The organism is Bradyrhizobium sp. 153, assembly GCF_023073835.1.
Lineage (GTDB): Bacteria > Pseudomonadota > Alphaproteobacteria > Rhizobiales > Xanthobacteraceae > Bradyrhizobium.
Window position 1 is genome coordinate 25,210 of record NZ_JADPKH010000100.1, and the last position, 16,296, is coordinate 41,505.

Below are 16,296 nucleotides of genomic sequence, written 5' to 3' on the forward strand. Positions count from 1 at the left end.
GGGACACTTTGGACAATAACAAAACATTGCCGCTCGACGGCGTGATCGTCATCGATCTCGGCCAGGTGTATCAGGGTCCGTATGCCGGCTTCCTGATGGCGCAGGCCGGTGCGACCGTGATCAAGGTCGAGCCGCCGAACGGCGAGCCGGTGCGTCATCGCGCCCGCATCAGCAAGGGCAACGCCGTCCCCTTCGCGATGCTGAACGCCAACAAGCGCAACATCAGCCTGAACCTGAAGTCGCCTGATGGAGTCAGGGTCCTGAAGGAGCTCGCGGCGAAGGCCGATGTGCTGATTGAGAACTACGCGCCGGGCGTGCTCGATCGATTGGGCATCGGCTATGCCGAGCTCAGCGCGATCAATCCGCGGCTGATCTACGGCTCGGCGACCGGCTACGGCCTGTCGGGTCCGAGCCGCGACAATCTGGCGATGGACCTGACGGTGCAGGCCGTGTCGGGTATCATGAGCGTGACGGGCTTTTCCGATGGTCCGCCGGTCAAGGCCGGCCCGGCTATCACCGACTTCATCAGCGGCGTACATCTTTACGCGGGCATCCTCACCGCGCTCTACGACCGTGAGAAGAGCGGCCGCGGCCGGCTGGTCGAGATCGCGATGGTCGAGACCGTCTATCCGGCAATGGCCTCGAATCTGGCCGATGTCTTCAATCGCAAGGCGGCGGCTCCCCGCACGGGCAACCGTCACGGCGGACTGGCCGAGGCGCCTTATAATGTCTACCCCGCATCCGACGGCCACGTCGCCATCATCAGCGTCAACGAATCCCATTGGACTGGACTGACGCGCGCGATGGGGCGGCCGGAACTGGCCGACGACGTGCGCTTCAAGACGGTGCTTGACCGTTTGAAGCACATCGACCTGACCGACCAGATGGTGTCCGACTGGTCCTCGCAGCTCACGCGCGACGAGATCACCGAGCTCTGCCGCGCCAACCGGGTTCCTTGCGCCGCGGTTCGCGACCTGCGCGAGGTGACCGAAGACAAGCATCTCCACGCCCGCGGCATGCTGCGCGAGATCGCCCATCCCGAATACGGCGACATCCTCGTTCATCGCAGTCCGCTGGTGCTGCATGATACAGCGGCGCCGGACTACATCCCGTCCGCGCGTCTCGGTCAGCACAATGGCGAAGTGCTGTCGCAATATCTCGGCCTGTCCGACGGCGAGATCGATGCGCTCCGCCGCGCCGGCGCCATCGCACAAGCATGACGAACATCGAGGGGCGAATGTCTCGGTCCGCGAAATTCAGGGGGAGATCACAATGGTCAAGCTGTTTGAAAGCATCGCATTCCGTGGCGTCGAGCTGAGCAACCGCATCGTCGTCTCGCCGATGGGGATGTATTCGGCCGTGAACGGTTACGTCACGCCGTTCCATCTGGTTCACTACGGCAAGTTCGCCCAAGGCGGCGCCGGTCTCGTCTTCGTAGAGCAGACATCGGTCACCCGGAAGGGGCGCATCACCAACGGCGATCCCGGATTATGGGAAGACGGCCAGATCGACGGCATGCGCCAGATCGTTCATGTCATCAAATCCGGAGGCTCAAAAGCCGCGATCCAGATCAATCACGGCGGACGCAAATCCAGCCAGCAGCGCGCGTTCCGGGGCAACAGCCATCTGACCGACCGCGATATCGAGATGGGCGAGGAAACCTGGGTGCCCACGGGCCCGTCGGATGTCGCGTTCTCCGATGGTTTTCAGACCCCTATTCCTCTCAGCAAGCAAGGTCTCGAGGGCGTGCGCGATGCCTTCGTCGCGACCGCGCGGCGCGCCGTGCTCGCGGGTTTCGACGTCATCGAACTTCATATGGCGCACGGCTACCTGCTGCAATCGTTCCTGTCGCCGCTCGCCAATTTCCGCAACGATGAATATGGTGGCAAGCTCGAAAACCGGATGCGTTTTCCGCTCGAAGTGACGCGCGCCGTAAGGGCTGCGCTTCCTTCATCCACGCCGTTGTTCGTGCGCATATCCGCGACAGACTGGATCGACGGCGGTTGGGAGATCGAGGACAGCGTTGTCTTCTCCCGCGAATTGAAAAAGCTGGGCGTCGATCTGGTCGACTGTTCGACGGGCGGCAATCTGCGCGCCGGATCGACCAATGCCAATCTCGGCCGCGGTCCCGGCTACCAGGTACCCTTTGCCGAACGCATTCGCTGTGACGCCGACATTGCGACCGGCGCCGTCGGCATGATCCGGACCCCTGACTTCGCCGAGAAAGTCCTGCAGGACGGGCGGGCCGATCTCATCTTCCTCGCCCGCCAGATGCTCTACGATCCGTTCTGGGCTCTCCACGCCGCAGAGCATTTCGGGTTGACCGGCAATTTCGAAAAATGGCCCGAGCAATATGGCTGGTGGCTGGCGAAATGGGGCGGCGCCCTTCGAGCAAATGGCGAAAGCCTGGACGGGGTGGAGCGATACCGCGAGGCGGCCGAATAAGACCTCGCTCGCGCGGATCTCGTCGCGAAATCAATCGAAGTTCAAGAAACAGACATTTCCAAAGGGAGTGAAGAAATGAAAAGTGCGCTGGCAGCATCGATGGTTTTCCTGAGCCTTGCTTCGGCTCACGCGCAGGCGCCTGCATCGAAGCCGGTCAAGCTCGGCGTGCTCAACGATCAGTCGGGGCAGTATGCGGATGCCGCCGGGCCTGCGGCGGTCGAAGTCGCCAAAATGGCGATCGCCGATTTCGGCGGCAAGCTGCTGGGACAGCCGATCGAGCTCACTTTCGCCGATCACCAGAACAAGACGGATATTGCTTCGGGCATCGCCAGGCGATGGATCGATACCGAAAACGTCGACGTCATTCTCGATATCGGCAACTCCGCGGTCGCGCTGGCCCTGGCGGACCTCGTCCGCGACAAGAACAAGATGATGATTGTGTCGTCGGCGGGCGCTTCGACGATCACCAACGAAAAATGCTCTCCCAACACTTTCCAGTGGACATACAATACCAACACGCTGGCGCGCAGCACAGCGAAGGCTTTGATGAACCAAGGCGGTAACGAATGGTTCTTCCTGACGGCCGATTATGCCTTCGGTCATGCGTTCGAAACGGATGCTTCGGCTGTGGTCAAAGCGAACGGCGGCAAGGTCGTCGGCTCGGTGCGCCACCCCTTCAACACCAGCGACTTCTCCTCCTTCCTGCTGCAGGCCCAGAGCTCCGGCGCCAATGTGCTGGCGCTCGCCAATGCCAGCGGTGATACCTCCAACTCGCTGATGCAGGCTCACGAATTCGGCTTGCTCGGTCTCAAGAGCAAGATGAAAGTTGCAGCGCTGCTGTTTCAGATCACCGACGCCAAGTCGGTCGGCCTGAAGAACATGCAGGGTCTGTACACGTCGGAAGCCTTCTACTGGGATCGCAACGATGCCTCGCGCGCGTTCGGGAAGCGGTTCTTCGACAAGCTCGGCCGCATGCCGACCATGGTTCAGGCCGGCATGTACTCGGCGACCATGCACTACCTGAAGGCCGTCCAGGCGGCCGGCACGCTCGACACCGCTGCGGTACTAGCAAAATTCCGCTCAATGCCCGTGAACGACTTCTTCTCGGAGACGGGCTATGTGCGCGAAGACGGCATGCACATCCACGACTACTATCTGCTGCGGGCAAAGACGGTGGAGCAGTCCAAGACGCCGTGGGATTTCTATGACGTCGTCGCAACCGTCCCGGCCGAAGACGCCAACATTCCGCGCGAACAAAGCAAGTGTTCGCTGATGAAGAAGTCGTGATCGCCAGGTATTGTGAGAAAGCCGGGCGGCGGACGCAGTGCTGCCGCCTGGCGCTGCCGCGGATGTCGTCAACGTGCGTCCCTTTTCACATCCATGGAAATGCTGCGCCGTCAGTGACACGCATTGGCACGCGAACACCGGCCCCCTAATCTTCCCCGCAACAAACAAGGGAGTCCGGGATGAACGAAACGCTGCTGTTCTCGCCGCTACGCATTCGGGACGTCGCATTCAAGAACCGGATCGTGGTCCCGCCGATGCTGCAATACGTTGCGGAGCGCGGCTTTCCGACCGCCTGGCATATCGCCAACGCGGGCAAGTTCGCCGCAGGCGGCGCCGGCATGGTGATCGTGGAGTCGACCAAGGTCGAGCGCCGCGGCTGCGGAACGGTCGGAGACCTCGGCATCTGGGACGACAAGTTCATCGCTCCGCTCCGTGACATCGCGAGCTTCATCAAGTCGAACGGCGCCACAGCCGGCATCCAGCTCGGTCATACCGGCCGGAAAGGAAAGGCCCGGCGGCCCTGGGAGGGAGATGGCACCCTCTCCGCCCAGGACCTTGCTGACGTCGATGACGTTGACGGCTGGGACCTGATCGGTCCGAGCGCGCTTGCGTTCGGCAACGGCTATTTCACGCCCCGCGCGCTGGAGCGCAGCGAAATTCCCGATGCGATCGACGCCTGGGGCAAGGCGGCCGCGCGCGCCGATCGGGCCGGCTTCGACGTCGTCGAGCTGCACGCCGCCCATGGTTATCTGATCCATTCGTTCCTCTCGCCGGAAGCGAACCAGCGCACGGACGATTATGGCGGCAGCGAAGCCAACCGCATGAGGTTTGCCATCGAGGTCGCCGAGTCCGTGCGCGCCAACTGGCCGGCGTCGAAGCCGTTGTTCGTCCGCCTGTCGATAGAGGACGAGGCCGGCTGGGGTCCGACGGAGAACGCCAGGCTAGTGCGCATCCTCAAGACGAAGGGCGTCGATGTCATCGACTGCAGCACCGGCGGGCTCAACAGCAAGGTCCCCAACTTCTTCCGCCTCAACGAGTACGGCTATCAGGTCCAGTTCGCGGACTATATCCGCCGCGAAGCCGATATCATGACCATGGCAGTCGGTCTCATCATTCACGGCGACCAGGCCGAAGCGATCCTTCAGGACAAGAAGGCCGACCTCGTCGCCGTCGGCCGCGAGTTCATCCACAACCCGAACTGGGCGATGGATGCGGCGCAGAAACTCGGCGTCGACCCGACTTTCAGCGCGGTCCCGCCGCAAATGGGTTACTGGCTCGAAAAGCGGGCCCGCCGCGGCTTTGGCGGAAATCCCTCCACATGGCAGAAAGGCATCGCGGCGGATAGCTGATAACCGCCGGGGGTGGTTGCGCAGCGACATTGCCTGTGCTGATTGTTTGCGGAGCGTGCTGCGGCTCGCCTCGTGAACATCCAGCAATGCGAGCCATCACCAGACATGTCGTACCAAGATTTGATCAAGCAGACCGAGGCCCGACGGCCAGCGGCTTGGGAGTTGCTCGGCGTCGGCGCTGTCGCCTACGATCAGACACGCGATCGCGTCGTGATCGAATGGCATGCCGAGCCGCGGCATTGTCATTCCACTGAAGGCCATCCCAAGGGTGGCATCGTGCAAGGTGGAATCGTCACGGGCTGGCTCGATGCGGCCATGGCGACCGCCAGCTTGCTGCGCGGTGAATACCTGATCACGGTCGCGAGCCTGGAGATCAAGGTCGCATTCCTGCTTCCGGCGCATCCCGGCCTGTACCGCACCCATGGCAAGGTCGTTCGGCAGGGCCGCAGCATCGGCTTCATGGAGGCCGAGCTGCGGGACGCCAACGACGTGCTTATCGCAACTGCGAGTTCGACGGTGGCTCTACGGCCCAGGAATTCCGCCGGGCCCAGCCCGGCGTGATCTTTTTGCAGCTCTCGGCGATCAGAAGCCGTAGAGCCGGGTCGGATTGTCGATCAGGATCTTTTTGCGGACGGCTTCGTCAGGCACGCAACGCCTGAACAGATCCATCAGCACGGACTCCTTCGGGACGGCGTCTTCTGCGTGCCCGACATGCGGCCAGTCGCTGCCCCAGACCAGCCGGTCCGGGTTGGCGGCAACCAGCGCCTTCATGAAGTCCTCGGTGTCCTTGTACGGGCTGCCAATGCGCGTGTTGCGGTCCGCGCCAGACAGCTTGCACCAATAGCGGCCGCTCTTGAGGCCGCGGTCGCAGAACCACTGGTAGCCGCTGTAACTGACAGTTTTGTCTGCCATGGTGCGGCCCTGGTGGTCGATGACGAAGTCGAGCGGGAGCTTTTCGATCTCCGGCGCAAGCTGCTGCAGATCGCCGGTCTCGATCCAGAGCTGCGCGTGCCAGCCACGCTCGGCGATGCGCGGCGCCAAGGCCTTCAGGTCGTCCAGATTCATGCCGCCGCCCGACAACACAGGCTTGCCGTCCTGATACAGGAGATTGATGCGCACGCCCTTGAAGCCGGCATCGGTCAACTCGTCCAACCGCTTGTCGGTCACGTCCTGATTGAGGATAGCGACTGCACGCAGCTTGTCCGGAAAACGCTTCAACGCCTCGAACGTCACCTCATTATCCGAGCCGGCATTGCCTGCATGGACGATCACGCCGCGCGAAATGCCGATCGACTTCCAGACTTCGAATAGCATCTCGACCGGGAATTCCTGCTTCGGAGCAAATTTGCCGGAATAGTCGACCGGGAAACGATCAAACGGCCCATAGATGTGGACGTGGCAATCAGCGCTGCCATCCGGCAATTTTTCGAGCTTCTCGATCATTTTGCCCCCTCACTTGCCGGTGAAATTGGCGGATCGGCGCTCCGCCGTGGATTTGACGCCTTCACGGAAATCGTCCGTCACGCGCAGACGGTTCTGCTCGGCGAGTTCATGGTCCGTCGCCTTCTTGACGCGGTCCGCCAGTCCGGCACGCATCGTCGCACGGGTGGACAGCAGGCCGAGCGGCGAGCATTCGGCAATCTCCTGCGCGAGCGACATGGCGGCCGCGCGAACCTGGTCCTGAGGAACCAGCACGCTGGCCAATCCCATCGCCAGCGCCTGTTCACCGGTGACGCGCCGGCTGGTGTAGAACATCAGCTCGGCGTTCGACTTGCCGATGGCTTCCGGCAGGGTGACGGTCAGTCCGAAGCCCGGATGGAAGCCAAGGCGCGTGAAGTTCGCGGCAAACCGGGCCTCGGGGCAGGTCACACGGAAATCCGCCGACATCGCGAGGCCAAAGCCGCCACCGATCGCGGCGCCCTGCACCGCTGCGACGATCGGCTTCCTGTTCCGGAAGATGCGGACGGCCTCGATATAGAGGTGGCCGCCGTCTCGCTGGTCGCCACTGGCCGGCGCGTCCCGGGCCGGCGTATTGAAATCCGCGCCGGCACAGAACGCCTTGCCCTGCGCGGCAAGAACGACGGACCGGATCTCGCTGTTTGCATCGATCTTTTCGAGCGCATCGGCGATGTCGCGGATGAGCTGAAGATCGAAATAGTTCAGCGGCGGCCGCTGGATCTCGATCATTGCGACGTGGCCCTGCGTGGTAACCGCGATATCAGTGCTCATGTGGTGTCAGATTCCCTTTTCTTGATCAGCGAAGTCCGAATCCGCGCGCGATGATGCCGCGCAGGACTTCCGTGGTGCCGCCCTGGATTGTCAGCTTCGGTGCGATCTTGAGCTCGAAGTCGAGCTTGTTGCGGAAGGTGTCCTCCTCGTCGTCCTCGAGGTCGAGCAACGAGGCGAGCTCGCGAACCCGGTGCGGCAGGCCCTGCTCCCACACCGTGCCGAGGTCCTTGACGATCGCGGCCTCCACAACCGGTTCACGGCCTGCTTCGAGCATCCCAGCCACCGAGACCGACATGCGGCGCAGCGTGTGCAACTGCGCGACCAACCGACCGATGCCGACGGTCACGCGCACGTCCGGTTTCGCGCCCGCCGCGTGAGTGAGAGCAAGCAGCGCGTCGTAGGTTTCGAGAAACCGTTCAGGGCCGGAGCGCTCATAGGCCAGCTCGCTGGTTGCCTGCTTCCAGGCACCGTCGACCTCGCCGATGACGTGATCGTCCGGGATGAAAGCGTCCTGGAACACGACCTCGTTGAAGTCGCGCTGGCCGCTCATCTGCCCGATCGGCCGGCAGGTGATGCCCGGCGTCTTCATGTCGACCAGGAACGACGTCAGGCCGTGCCGCCGGTTCTCCTTAGTCGAACCCGAGGTCCGGAACAGGCCGATCATGTAGTCCGCAATGTGCGCGCTGCTCGTCCAAACCTTCGTTCCGTTGATCAGCCAGCCGCCGTCCGTCTTGGTCGCCTTCGTGCTTGCCGCGAACAGGTCCGAGCCGGAGTTGGGCTCGCTCATGCCGATGCAGAAGAACAGCTCGCCGCGGATGATGCGGGGAAGGACGTCCTGCTTGATCTTTTCATGGGCGTATCGAATGAGGGTCGGGCCGCTCTGCCGGTCCGCGACGAAGAAGCGCCGCACGGGCGCATTGGCGATGCGCATCTCCTCGGTGACGACATAGCGCTCGAGGAAGCTGCGCTCCTGACCGCCATATTTCTTCGGCCACGTCATGCCGATCCAGCCTTTCGCGCCGACGCGGCGCGAGAACTCGTCCGCGTTCTTGTCGCCGACCTCCGGCCTGTCCGGATCGAACGTGCCGGCAGCGATCTCGCTTTCCAGAAACGCCCGGACCTCCTTGCGCAGTTCCTGGCAATGAGCCGGCAGGCGCATGGCATCGAAATGAATGAGGGACATCGCGGCTCCTTTCAGCGAGAGGCCAGCAGGGGCCAGAGTTTCCGGGGACCTCTGGCTGCAATGAGCTCGCCGAGCTTGAGACTCCAGAACGTTTCGTCGCCAAACTCATCCCGCCACGACAGCAGACGGAGCGTGAACCGGTGCAGGATATGCTCGTCAGTGAAGCCGATCGCGCCGTGCACTTGATGGGCAATGCCTGTCCCGACCTCCGCAGCCTCGCTGCAACGGATCTTGGCCGCTGCGATCTCCAGCAATGCGGCGTCGTCATCGAAGCTGGTATTGACGATGGTATCAGCCGCTGACGCCGCAGCGGACGCTGCCGCAGCAACTTCTCCACCGAGCCGCGCGAGGCTGTGCTGGATCGCCTGGAATTTCGAGATCGGCTTCTCGAACGCCACACGCTGCTGCGAGTAAAGAACGGAGAGTTCGAGGATCCTGTCCAGAGAGCCTGCAATCTGCTGCGCTCGCACAGCTGCGCCCATCAGCAGGAGGACGTCCTTCTCGCGCGCTCCCGATTCCTTCAGGCGCGCACGATGAACCGGCAGCACGTTCGCGAACTCCACGGTGTCGCGCGCATCGCCCGCCAGGCTTTTGCCGGGCTTCAGCTTGCAATCGGCCGTTCGGACCAGAGCCACTGACGGCCCGTCGTCTCCGGTGGCCAGAACGACGAGATGCTCGACATCGCTTGCAAAGGGCACCATGCGGGCCCGGCCGTTGACGCGGCCGGCCTTGTCGAGCGTGAGATGATCCTTCGGCCGCACCGGCGCCACCGTCATCGGGCCGCCCGGCGCGGTCAGACCCGCACGATCCAGCAGCCACCCGGCGAGAAGCGTTTCCGCGAGTGGCACTCCCAATGCCGCGCGGCCGGCCTCGCGAATGATGCCGAAGCCATCGTCAAGCGACGCCCCTGCCCCGCCAGCGGTCTCGGAAGCCCAGGCAAGGTCCAGCCCGATCTCCTGAAGCGACGACCAGAGCGGTACCTTCCAGGCATCGTCGCGGCTTTGGACAATGGTCTGCGGATCGGCCAAATCCGCAAGGACACGCGCGGCAGTTTCGACGACGAGGGTTTCCGAAGCTGACATCGTCATTCTCTCGTTAGGTGGATGAAGGGTGCGGGCCGATTACGCCCTCGGTTCGGAGCACGGCGATTTCGGATTCCGACATGTCGAGCATAGACGACAGTACCTCGTCGGTGTTCGCACCCAATCTGGAGGAGATCGCGGCCGGCAGCCTGTCGGCACCGTGGATGCGGATCGGGCTGTCCGGAATCACGATCCGTCCGAATTGCGGATGCTCGAGCCATTCCAGCATCCCGCGCGCATGCATATGCCGGTCATTGCAGACCTCTTCGAGGTCGCGGACCGGCGCGGACGGAACCTTGAATTTCGCCAGGGCCGCGCAGGCCTCCTCGCGGGTGATCTTCGAGCTCCAGTCCGCGATCAACTGGTCGGTTTCGTCCATGTTGCGAACGCGCGCGACCTTGTCGCGGAATCGCGGATCGTCCGCGAGTTCAGTCCGTCCGATCGCTTGCAGCAGATTGCCCCAATGCTTGTCGTTGGTCGCAATGATCGCGATGTAGCCGTCGCTTGCCGGATAGACGTTGTAAGGCGCCGCGGAGAGCCCCCCGTGTCTATTGCCGGTGCGCGGCGGTGCCCTGCCGATGTCGTACATGTACGCCAGGTTCGAGGCGAGCGCGGGAAACACGGCCTCCTGCATCGCCACTTCCACCAGCCGGCCGACGCCCGTGATCTGCCGCTCGTACAACGCCGTCACCACCCCGGCATAGAGGTGAATTCCACTCATGAAGTCGACCAGGGCCGGGCCGGCCTTGACGGGCGGACTATCTGGAAAGCCGGTGACGCTCATCAAGCCTGACACGGCCTGAACCGTCACGTCCATGGCCAGATTGTCCTTATCCGGACCCGACAGTCCGTAACCGGATCCCGATGCGTAGACCAATCGGGGATTGAGCTCGTGCAGCACGGACCAGCCGATGCCCAGACGATCCATCACACCCGGTGCGTAGTTTTCCAGGAGGACGTCGGCGTCCTTGACCAGACGCTTGAGGATCTCCTTGCCTTTCGCGGATTTCAGATCGAGGGTGATGCACTTCTTGTGGCCGTTGAGCATCGCGAACGGCGCGCCCGAGCCGCGGCTGACGCTGTCGCGCTGACGCACCGGCTCACCGGCCAGCGGTTCGACCTTGATCACCTTGGCGCCGGCCTTGGCCATCAGGTAGGTCGCGTACGGCCCCTGATAAACCTGCCCGAGATCGATGACCGTGAGGCCATCGAGTGGAAGATTGCGTCGACCTTGCATGTGTCTGTCTCAAATCCCTGCAACGAACTGATTGCGCTAAGCGCCGAGATAGGCTTCCTGGATATCAGGGGCATCGGCGATTTCGCCGGCCGTTCCTTCGCGCACGATCGAGCCCACTCTGAGGACATAGGCGCGGTCGGCAATCTTGAGCGCCGCGCGCATGTTCTGCTCGACCAGAAGCGCCGAGAGGCCTTTGGCCCGCAGCGCTCCAATCGCGCCGAGCACGAATTTGGAGAAGAACGGCGACAGACCGAGTGACGGTTCGTCGAACAGGATGAGCCGCGGACGCGCCATCAAGCCGCGGCCGATCGCCAGCATCTGCTGCTCACCGCCGCTGAGATTTCCGGCCGCCTGCCGGAAACGTTCGCGCAGGCGCGGAAACATGTTCAGCACGTCTTCGACCGAGAACACGGGGCCACTGCCGAACGCGTCGACGATCTTCAGGTTCGCTTCGACAGTCATCGACGGAAATATCTCGCGTCCCTCGGGGACGTGGCTGATGCCCGCGCGGCTGAGCGTCCAGGGTTTGCGCCCATCGATGCGCTGTTCGGCGAATTCGATGCGGCCCGCGGTGATCGGCAGAACGCCGGAGATGGCATTCAGGAGCGTGGTCTTGCCGGCGCCGTTGGCGCCGAGGATGGCGACGATCTCGCCGCGATTGACCGAGAGCGAGACTCCGCGGAGGGCAACGACCTTGCCGTAAGCTGCCGAGACGTCCTTGACGGTCAGCAGCGTGCCGTCACTCGTCATCGTCAGCCCCCAAATATGCGGTCACGACCTCCGGATGATTGAGAACGTGATGTGGCGCGTCTACCACGACCGGCGTGCCGTCGACGACGACGAGCGCGCGGCCGCAAAGCTGCCGGATGACGGCCATGTCGTGCTCGACGATCAGGATCGTCCGCCCCGGGGCTATCGCACGGATCAGCGCGATGAAATCGGCAGTCTCGCGGCCGTTCATGCCGGCTGCGGGCTCGTCGAGGAACATGATCTTGGGATCGGACATCAAGGCGATGCCGACGGCGAGCCGGCGCTGCACACCATAGGCCAGCACGCCGGCCTTGCGGTGCCGCTCGCCGTCGAGGCCGATCAGCGCGAGCACCTCCTCGACGCCGGCCTCGAAAGCCCGCTGATCTTCCGCATACGACTTGCTACCGACGATCCGTCCCAGCACCCCGTGGTGAAAGCTTGCATGGCGCCCGAACAGGAGATTTTCGAGCACCGTGCTTTCGGCGAACACCGCTGTCCTTTGGAAGGTTCGGGCGACACCCGAGCGCGCGATGTGGTGCGGCGGCATCCCCGCGATCTCGCTGCCCATGATGCGGATCGATCCGCTTGTCGGGGCTGTGATACCGCAGAGGATGTCGAACAACGTCGACTTGCCCGCGCCATTCGGACCGATGATGCCGAAAATCTCGCCTTCCTGAACGTCGAGGCTGACGCCGTTCAAGGCCGTCACGCCTCCATACCGCTTGACGATATCCCGGGCCGAGACGGCCGGACGCTCAGCGACTGCGATCGTCATCTGTCTTCCCTCCGAACCGATCCCGCAGGACGACACCCAATTGATGCAGACCGCCTGGGGCAAACATCATGATCAGAATGATGATCGACGAGAACACCAGGATCCTTATGTTCGGATCGAGGTTCAAGGCCTGCGGAATCAACGTGAACATTGCTGCACCGATGACGGGACCGACCACAAGCTGAGCGCCGCCCAGCAGTACCATCAAGAGTCCGTCCACAGTGTTTGCAACGCTGAACACCTCGGGTGTCACGATCTGGCTGTAGGGAACAGCCAGAGCGCCGGCCAGCGCAGCGAACGGCGCGCTCAGCATAAATGCCTTCAGCCGGACACGCGCGACATCGACGCCCACCGAGCGGGCGAGATGGGGATTTTGGCGCACACTCTCCATCGCGGCGCCGAAGGGAGACCGGCGCAGGGCTACGAGAAAAAGGATTGCGAGCAGGAGAATAGTGGCCGTGACCGCGAAGTAGGTTTGCGGATCCGACAATTGAAGTGGACCGATCTCGATTGGCGGGAACCCGAACAGACCGAGCGGACCTCCGGTAATTTCCTCGAGATTTGTCGCCGCTACCATGGCGACGCCGGTAAGCCCCCACGAGACGATCGAGAAATACGCACCGGTCAGGCGCAGCGTAATGACGCCGATGATCGCGGCCAGCACTACGGACAAGACGAGCGCGATGAGCACCGAGACCTCGAAAGGCAGCCCCAGTTTGCCCATTCCGATCGCCGCGCCATAAGCCCCGACACCGAAGAACAAGCATTGGCCAAGCGGGACTTCGCCGACACCGCCGAGGATGATGTTGATGCTCAAGGCAAACAAGGCGAACGCGCAGGTATAGCCTGCCAGAGTTACCACAAACGGGTCGGTGAAGGTGTAAGCGAACACGGCGATGACAATGAGGGCGCAGGCGACGTAGGAGGCCTCCCGCGCGGTGCGTGCAGACCTTTCCCTGTCCGAGACAGCGAGCTGCTTCCTGTCGATCATCGTGCCGAAGTCCTGGGTCGCCATACTAGTGCCGATGCTGCTGGAGTTGACCAAGCAGTCCCTGTGGACGGAACAGCAGCGTGGCGATGACAAGCGCCCAGCCCAACGCGGGCGTCCAGGAGACCGAGACATAAGTTTCGAACAGCGCGTTGGCGACACCGATCAGAAGCGCTCCCAGCATCGCGCCGGGAATACTGCCCATGCCGCCGAGGATCACGACAGTAAATCCGACGATCAGGGCGCTATATCCCATGGTCGGATAGATCGTCGTGATCGGCGCCAGCAGGGCACCGGCAAGACCCGCCGCGGCGACCCCGAGCACAAAGGCAAGCGCGCGTATCCAGGGCACGTCAATCCCGGAATAAAGCGCACCGCGCGCGTTCTGGGCAACCGCGACGACCTGCTGACCCTTGATGCTCAGACGAAGCCACAGGCCAAGGGCACCGAGCACGAGCACCGAGAAAACGAAGATGAAAGCGCGCTGCGAAGTGACGAAGATCCCGAAAAATCGCATCGTGCTCTGCCCTAAAGGCGACGGCACAGGAAGCGGATCCGGCCCGAAGATCAGGATCAGTCCGGCCACCGCCGCCTGACCGAGCGCGAAGGTCACGATCAACGAGCCGTGATGTGAGTCTCCGTAGAGGCTTCGCCTGATGACAATCCATTCGGTCAGCGCTCCGATGATCACGACTATCAGGACGGACAGCGGAACAGCGGCCAAATAGCTCAGGCCTTGCGACGTCAGCAAATAGCAGGCGTAGCCGCCCATGGCGAAGAACGCGCCATGGGCAAAGTTTGCGATGCCCACGATTCCAAAGATCAGCGTCAGGCCGACGGCGATGACGGCATAGCCGGCGCCCAGCACCAATCCGTTGACCAGGGTTTGAGCCAGAAGTTCCAAAGGCGACGTACCTTCTACTTTGATCTGCGGTCGATCTTCAGTTCGAGCTGACGCGCTCGAGCTGAACGACAGCCCCGTTCTCGACCCGCTGAATGTAGAAGTACGGCGCGCGCGCCCTGCCCTTTTCGTCGAACTTCAGCAGGCCACGCGGGCTCTGCCAGGCGCCTTCGCGAATGACCTTGGAGATCTTGTCGTAGTCGCTATCGGTGCCGGCCTTGTCCATCGCGGACGCAATCAGGTTGATCGCTTCGAAGATCACCAGTTCGCCTTTGCCCGGGACACTGTTGAACTTCTTCTGGTAATTCTCGACGAATTCTTTCCCGTCCGGCCCCGGATCGGACGCCATGAAAATCTCACCCGTGATAACGCCATTCATGGCGCCTTCTGAGGGTTTGATCATGCCCGGCGTCACAACGCCTGGCGACATCACCTCAGTCTTGAAGCCACCGATTTGGCGCACCTGCTTCCAGAGCTGAGCAGCGCGCGCCGGATAGGCGTCGGCGACGTAAATCATGTCCGGATTGCTTGCCTTGATCTTGGTGAGGATCGACGTGAAGTCGTTCGTCTCCGCGTCGTAGGTTGATGTACTGACCAGCTCAATGCCAGCCGACTTGAGGCTCTCTCTGAGCTTCTCGAGAACAGTTTTGTTGAACTCGGAATTCTCGCCCATGTAGGCGACCGTCTTCGGCTTCAACGTCTTGACGATATAGGCGTTAAACGCCTCCGAATTCAGCGAGACGGTATTGTTGATTTGAAATAGCCAGGGGCTGCCCTGATCGGTGATGGCATCGGCCTGTGCGCCCGCGTTCACCTGCAGGATCCGCTTCTTCGTCACGGAAGATTCCGCGAGCACGACCGAGCTATTGGTCCCACCGGTAATCGCCTTCACGCGCCCGACGGACATCAGCTTCTGGACCGCTGCGACTCCGCCCTGCGGAGTGCCTTTTTCGTCTTCGAAAACCAGCTCGAGCTTCCGGCCACTGAGAATGCCGCCGCGTTGATTGATGAGGTCCGCTGCATATTCGGCGCCGCGCTGCAGCTCTTGTCCGTAAGTCGCTGCCGCGCCGCTCAGCGGCAGCGCAAGGCCGATCTTTACCGGGTCCGCAGCCATCGCGCTGGGCGCGTAAGCGAGCTGCAAAGTGGTGGCCACGACGGCCCCTGCCGAAAACATGACCTTTATACGATCCGCAAGCTTCATCGTTCTTCCCTTATGATTTTCTGCCGGACGCGCTGCGACGCCCCGGCGGGTTCCTTGAATGCAGGTCGGCTCAGATGTTCGAACTCAATTCAGATTGCGCTGAAAGAGATCGAACAGGCGCTCCCAATGTCGCTCGGTGCTGGCCTTGTGGTAGAGGCGCCGGCTTGGAAACGCGAAACCGTGCTCGGCTTCTGGATAGTATTCCAACCGTCCGTTAATACCGGCCGTCTTAATTGCCTGCGACACCTGCTCCAGCATCTCGGGCGGTGCGTAGTGATCGTGTTCGGCGAGGGCAAAGTAGATCTCGCCCTTGATCTTGTCCGTGACGAGATGTGCGGAATCTGGTTGGTCGGTGACGAGCCGAGCACCATAGACAGACGCGCCTGCGGCCATGCGATCCGGAAACACGCCCATCGCGCGATAGACGTAGCGGCCGCTCATGCAATAGCCAACGCATCCCGTCTTGCCCTGTCGCGCAGCCTCCTCATTGGCGAGGAAGTCGAACATGACCTGAGTGTCTTCCATCACCATCGTGTTGGTGAGATGGCGGTTGAGCTTCCACATCAGCTCCAGCTTGTCCACGCAAGCCGGGTCCCACAGGCGATTGGCGTCGAGATCAACGCAGCGGACCATGCGGTAATACATGTTCGGCATGATGACGTAGTAGCCGACCGTCGCGAGACGCCGACACATGTCTGACAGCTCCTCGCGGACACCGACCGAGTCCATATAGAAGATGACGACAGGGAACGGTCCTGGACGGTCAGGATGAAACACATACGTGTTCATCACCCCATCCCTGGTTTTCAGATCGACGACCTTCTCCTGCACGATCCCACCCTTATTGACCATCTTAGTATCTCCGCGCA

16 protein-coding genes are annotated in these 16,296 nt (G+C 62.3%); 5 read left to right on the plus strand and 11 right to left on the minus strand.

The annotated features are described in order from the left end of the window. The first annotated feature begins 8 nt into the window (after positions 1 to 8). The 5 genes from IVA91_RS25650 to IVA91_RS25670 all read left to right on the plus strand — a co-directional run bounded on the left by IVA91_RS25650 (position 9) and on the right by IVA91_RS25670 (position 5,642). Complete coding sequence (locus tag IVA91_RS25650; protein ID WP_247279455.1) at positions 9 to 1,220, plus strand: CoA transferase; 1,212 nt, start codon at positions 9 to 11, stop codon at positions 1,218 to 1,220. 52 nt (positions 1,221 to 1,272) lie between these two features. Beyond that, positions 1,273 to 2,445, plus strand: coding sequence for an NADH:flavin oxidoreductase/NADH oxidase (locus tag IVA91_RS25655; protein ID WP_247279456.1), 1,173 nt, complete (start codon positions 1,273 to 1,275; stop codon positions 2,443 to 2,445). Between the two features lie 75 nt (positions 2,446 to 2,520). Beyond that, on the plus strand, positions 2,521 to 3,732 hold the full coding sequence (locus tag IVA91_RS25660; protein WP_247279457.1) for an ABC transporter substrate-binding protein: 1,212 nt from the start codon (positions 2,521 to 2,523) through the stop codon (positions 3,730 to 3,732). A 179-nt stretch (positions 3,733 to 3,911) separates the two neighbouring features. Continuing rightward, positions 3,912 to 5,081, plus strand: coding sequence for an NADH:flavin oxidoreductase/NADH oxidase (locus tag IVA91_RS25665; protein WP_247279458.1), 1,170 nt, complete (start codon positions 3,912 to 3,914; stop codon positions 5,079 to 5,081). Between the two features lie 105 nt (positions 5,082 to 5,186). Continuing rightward, positions 5,187 to 5,642: a PaaI family thioesterase gene (locus IVA91_RS25670; RefSeq protein ID WP_247279459.1), complete on the plus strand. Its 456-nt coding sequence runs from the start codon at positions 5,187 to 5,189 to the stop codon at positions 5,640 to 5,642. Positions 5,643 to 5,663: 21 nt separating this feature from the next. Here IVA91_RS25670 and IVA91_RS25675 read toward each other — a convergent pair whose 3' ends face one another. From IVA91_RS25675 to IVA91_RS25725, 11 genes are all read right to left on the minus strand, one after another. Then, positions 5,664 to 6,524, minus strand: a complete 861-nt coding sequence (locus IVA91_RS25675; RefSeq protein WP_247279460.1) for an amidohydrolase family protein — start codon at positions 6,522 to 6,524, stop codon at positions 5,664 to 5,666. A gap of 9 nt (positions 6,525 to 6,533) precedes the next feature. Next, positions 6,534 to 7,310, minus strand: coding sequence for an enoyl-CoA hydratase/isomerase family protein (locus tag IVA91_RS25680; protein ID WP_247279461.1), 777 nt, complete (start codon positions 7,308 to 7,310; stop codon positions 6,534 to 6,536). A gap of 25 nt (positions 7,311 to 7,335) precedes the next feature. Then, positions 7,336 to 8,493 carry an acyl-CoA dehydrogenase family protein gene (locus tag IVA91_RS25685; protein ID WP_247279462.1) on the minus strand — a complete coding sequence of 386 codons (1,158 nt, stop codon included), beginning with the start codon at positions 8,491 to 8,493 and terminating at the stop codon, positions 7,336 to 7,338. Between the two features lie 11 nt (positions 8,494 to 8,504). Beyond that, positions 8,505 to 9,575, minus strand: a complete 1,071-nt coding sequence (locus IVA91_RS25690; RefSeq protein WP_247279463.1) for an acyl-CoA dehydrogenase family protein — start codon at positions 9,573 to 9,575, stop codon at positions 8,505 to 8,507. Between the two features lie 13 nt (positions 9,576 to 9,588). Next, positions 9,589 to 10,812: a CoA transferase gene (locus tag IVA91_RS25695; protein WP_247279464.1), complete on the minus strand. Its 1,224-nt coding sequence runs from the start codon at positions 10,810 to 10,812 to the stop codon at positions 9,589 to 9,591. Between the two features lie 36 nt (positions 10,813 to 10,848). After that, a complete protein-coding gene (locus IVA91_RS25700; RefSeq protein ID WP_247279465.1) occupies positions 10,849 to 11,562 on the minus strand; it encodes an ABC transporter ATP-binding protein in 714 nt (237 codons plus the stop codon). Beyond that, positions 11,552 to 12,337 carry an ABC transporter ATP-binding protein gene (locus IVA91_RS25705; RefSeq protein WP_247279466.1) on the minus strand — a complete coding sequence of 262 codons (786 nt, stop codon included), beginning with the start codon at positions 12,335 to 12,337 and terminating at the stop codon, positions 11,552 to 11,554. Before IVA91_RS25705 ends, IVA91_RS25700 begins: the two co-directional genes overlap by 11 nt. Then, positions 12,318 to 13,352, minus strand: a complete 1,035-nt coding sequence (locus tag IVA91_RS25710) for a branched-chain amino acid ABC transporter permease (protein WP_247279467.1) — start codon at positions 13,350 to 13,352, stop codon at positions 12,318 to 12,320. The genes IVA91_RS25705 and IVA91_RS25710 overlap by 20 nt, the downstream gene beginning before the upstream one ends. 1 nt (position 13,353) lies before the next feature. Continuing rightward, positions 13,354 to 14,196, minus strand: coding sequence for a branched-chain amino acid ABC transporter permease (locus tag IVA91_RS25715; RefSeq protein ID WP_249809565.1), 843 nt, complete (start codon positions 14,194 to 14,196; stop codon positions 13,354 to 13,356). A gap of 70 nt (positions 14,197 to 14,266) precedes the next feature. Then, complete coding sequence (locus IVA91_RS25720) at positions 14,267 to 15,427, minus strand: ABC transporter substrate-binding protein (RefSeq protein ID WP_247279469.1); 1,161 nt, start codon at positions 15,425 to 15,427, stop codon at positions 14,267 to 14,269. Positions 15,428 to 15,511: 84 nt separating this feature from the next. After that, entirely contained in the window at positions 15,512 to 16,279 is a 768-nt protein-coding gene (locus tag IVA91_RS25725; RefSeq protein WP_247279470.1) for a dienelactone hydrolase family protein, read from the minus strand. Positions 16,280 to 16,296: the final 17 nt, after the last annotated feature.

What these genes read in the sequence shown, in the direction of transcription:
- IVA91_RS25685 (WP_247279462.1), bottom strand. Translation starts at nt 8,493, where the DNA reads ATGTCCCTCATTCATTTCGATGCCATGCGCCTGCCGGCTCATTGCCAG.
- IVA91_RS25690 (WP_247279463.1), bottom strand. Translation starts at nt 9,575, where the DNA reads ATGTCAGCTTCGGAAACCCTCGTCGTCGAAACTGCCGCGCGTGTCCTT.
- IVA91_RS25675 (WP_247279460.1), bottom strand. Translation starts at nt 6,524, where the DNA reads ATGATCGAGAAGCTCGAAAAATTGCCGGATGGCAGCGCTGATTGCCAC.
- IVA91_RS25655 (WP_247279456.1), top strand. Translation starts at nt 1,273, where the DNA reads ATGGTCAAGCTGTTTGAAAGCATCGCATTCCGTGGCGTCGAGCTGAGC.
- IVA91_RS25700 (WP_247279465.1), bottom strand. Translation starts at nt 11,562, where the DNA reads ATGACGAGTGACGGCACGCTGCTGACCGTCAAGGACGTCTCGGCAGCT.
- IVA91_RS25670 (WP_247279459.1), top strand. Translation starts at nt 5,187, where the DNA reads ATGTCGTACCAAGATTTGATCAAGCAGACCGAGGCCCGACGGCCAGCG.
- IVA91_RS25725 (WP_247279470.1), bottom strand. Translation starts at nt 16,279, where the DNA reads ATGGTCAATAAGGGTGGGATCGTGCAGGAGAAGGTCGTCGATCTGAAA.
- IVA91_RS25665 (WP_247279458.1), top strand. Translation starts at nt 3,912, where the DNA reads ATGAACGAAACGCTGCTGTTCTCGCCGCTACGCATTCGGGACGTCGCA.
- IVA91_RS25710 (WP_247279467.1), bottom strand. Translation starts at nt 13,352, where the DNA reads ATGGCGACCCAGGACTTCGGCACGATGATCGACAGGAAGCAGCTCGCT.
- IVA91_RS25695 (WP_247279464.1), bottom strand. Translation starts at nt 10,812, where the DNA reads ATGCAAGGTCGACGCAATCTTCCACTCGATGGCCTCACGGTCATCGAT.
- IVA91_RS25705 (WP_247279466.1), bottom strand. Translation starts at nt 12,337, where the DNA reads ATGACGATCGCAGTCGCTGAGCGTCCGGCCGTCTCGGCCCGGGATATC.
- IVA91_RS25680 (WP_247279461.1), bottom strand. Translation starts at nt 7,310, where the DNA reads ATGAGCACTGATATCGCGGTTACCACGCAGGGCCACGTCGCAATGATC.
- IVA91_RS25660 (WP_247279457.1), top strand. Translation starts at nt 2,521, where the DNA reads ATGAAAAGTGCGCTGGCAGCATCGATGGTTTTCCTGAGCCTTGCTTCG.
- IVA91_RS25720 (WP_247279469.1), bottom strand. Translation starts at nt 15,427, where the DNA reads ATGAAGCTTGCGGATCGTATAAAGGTCATGTTTTCGGCAGGGGCCGTC.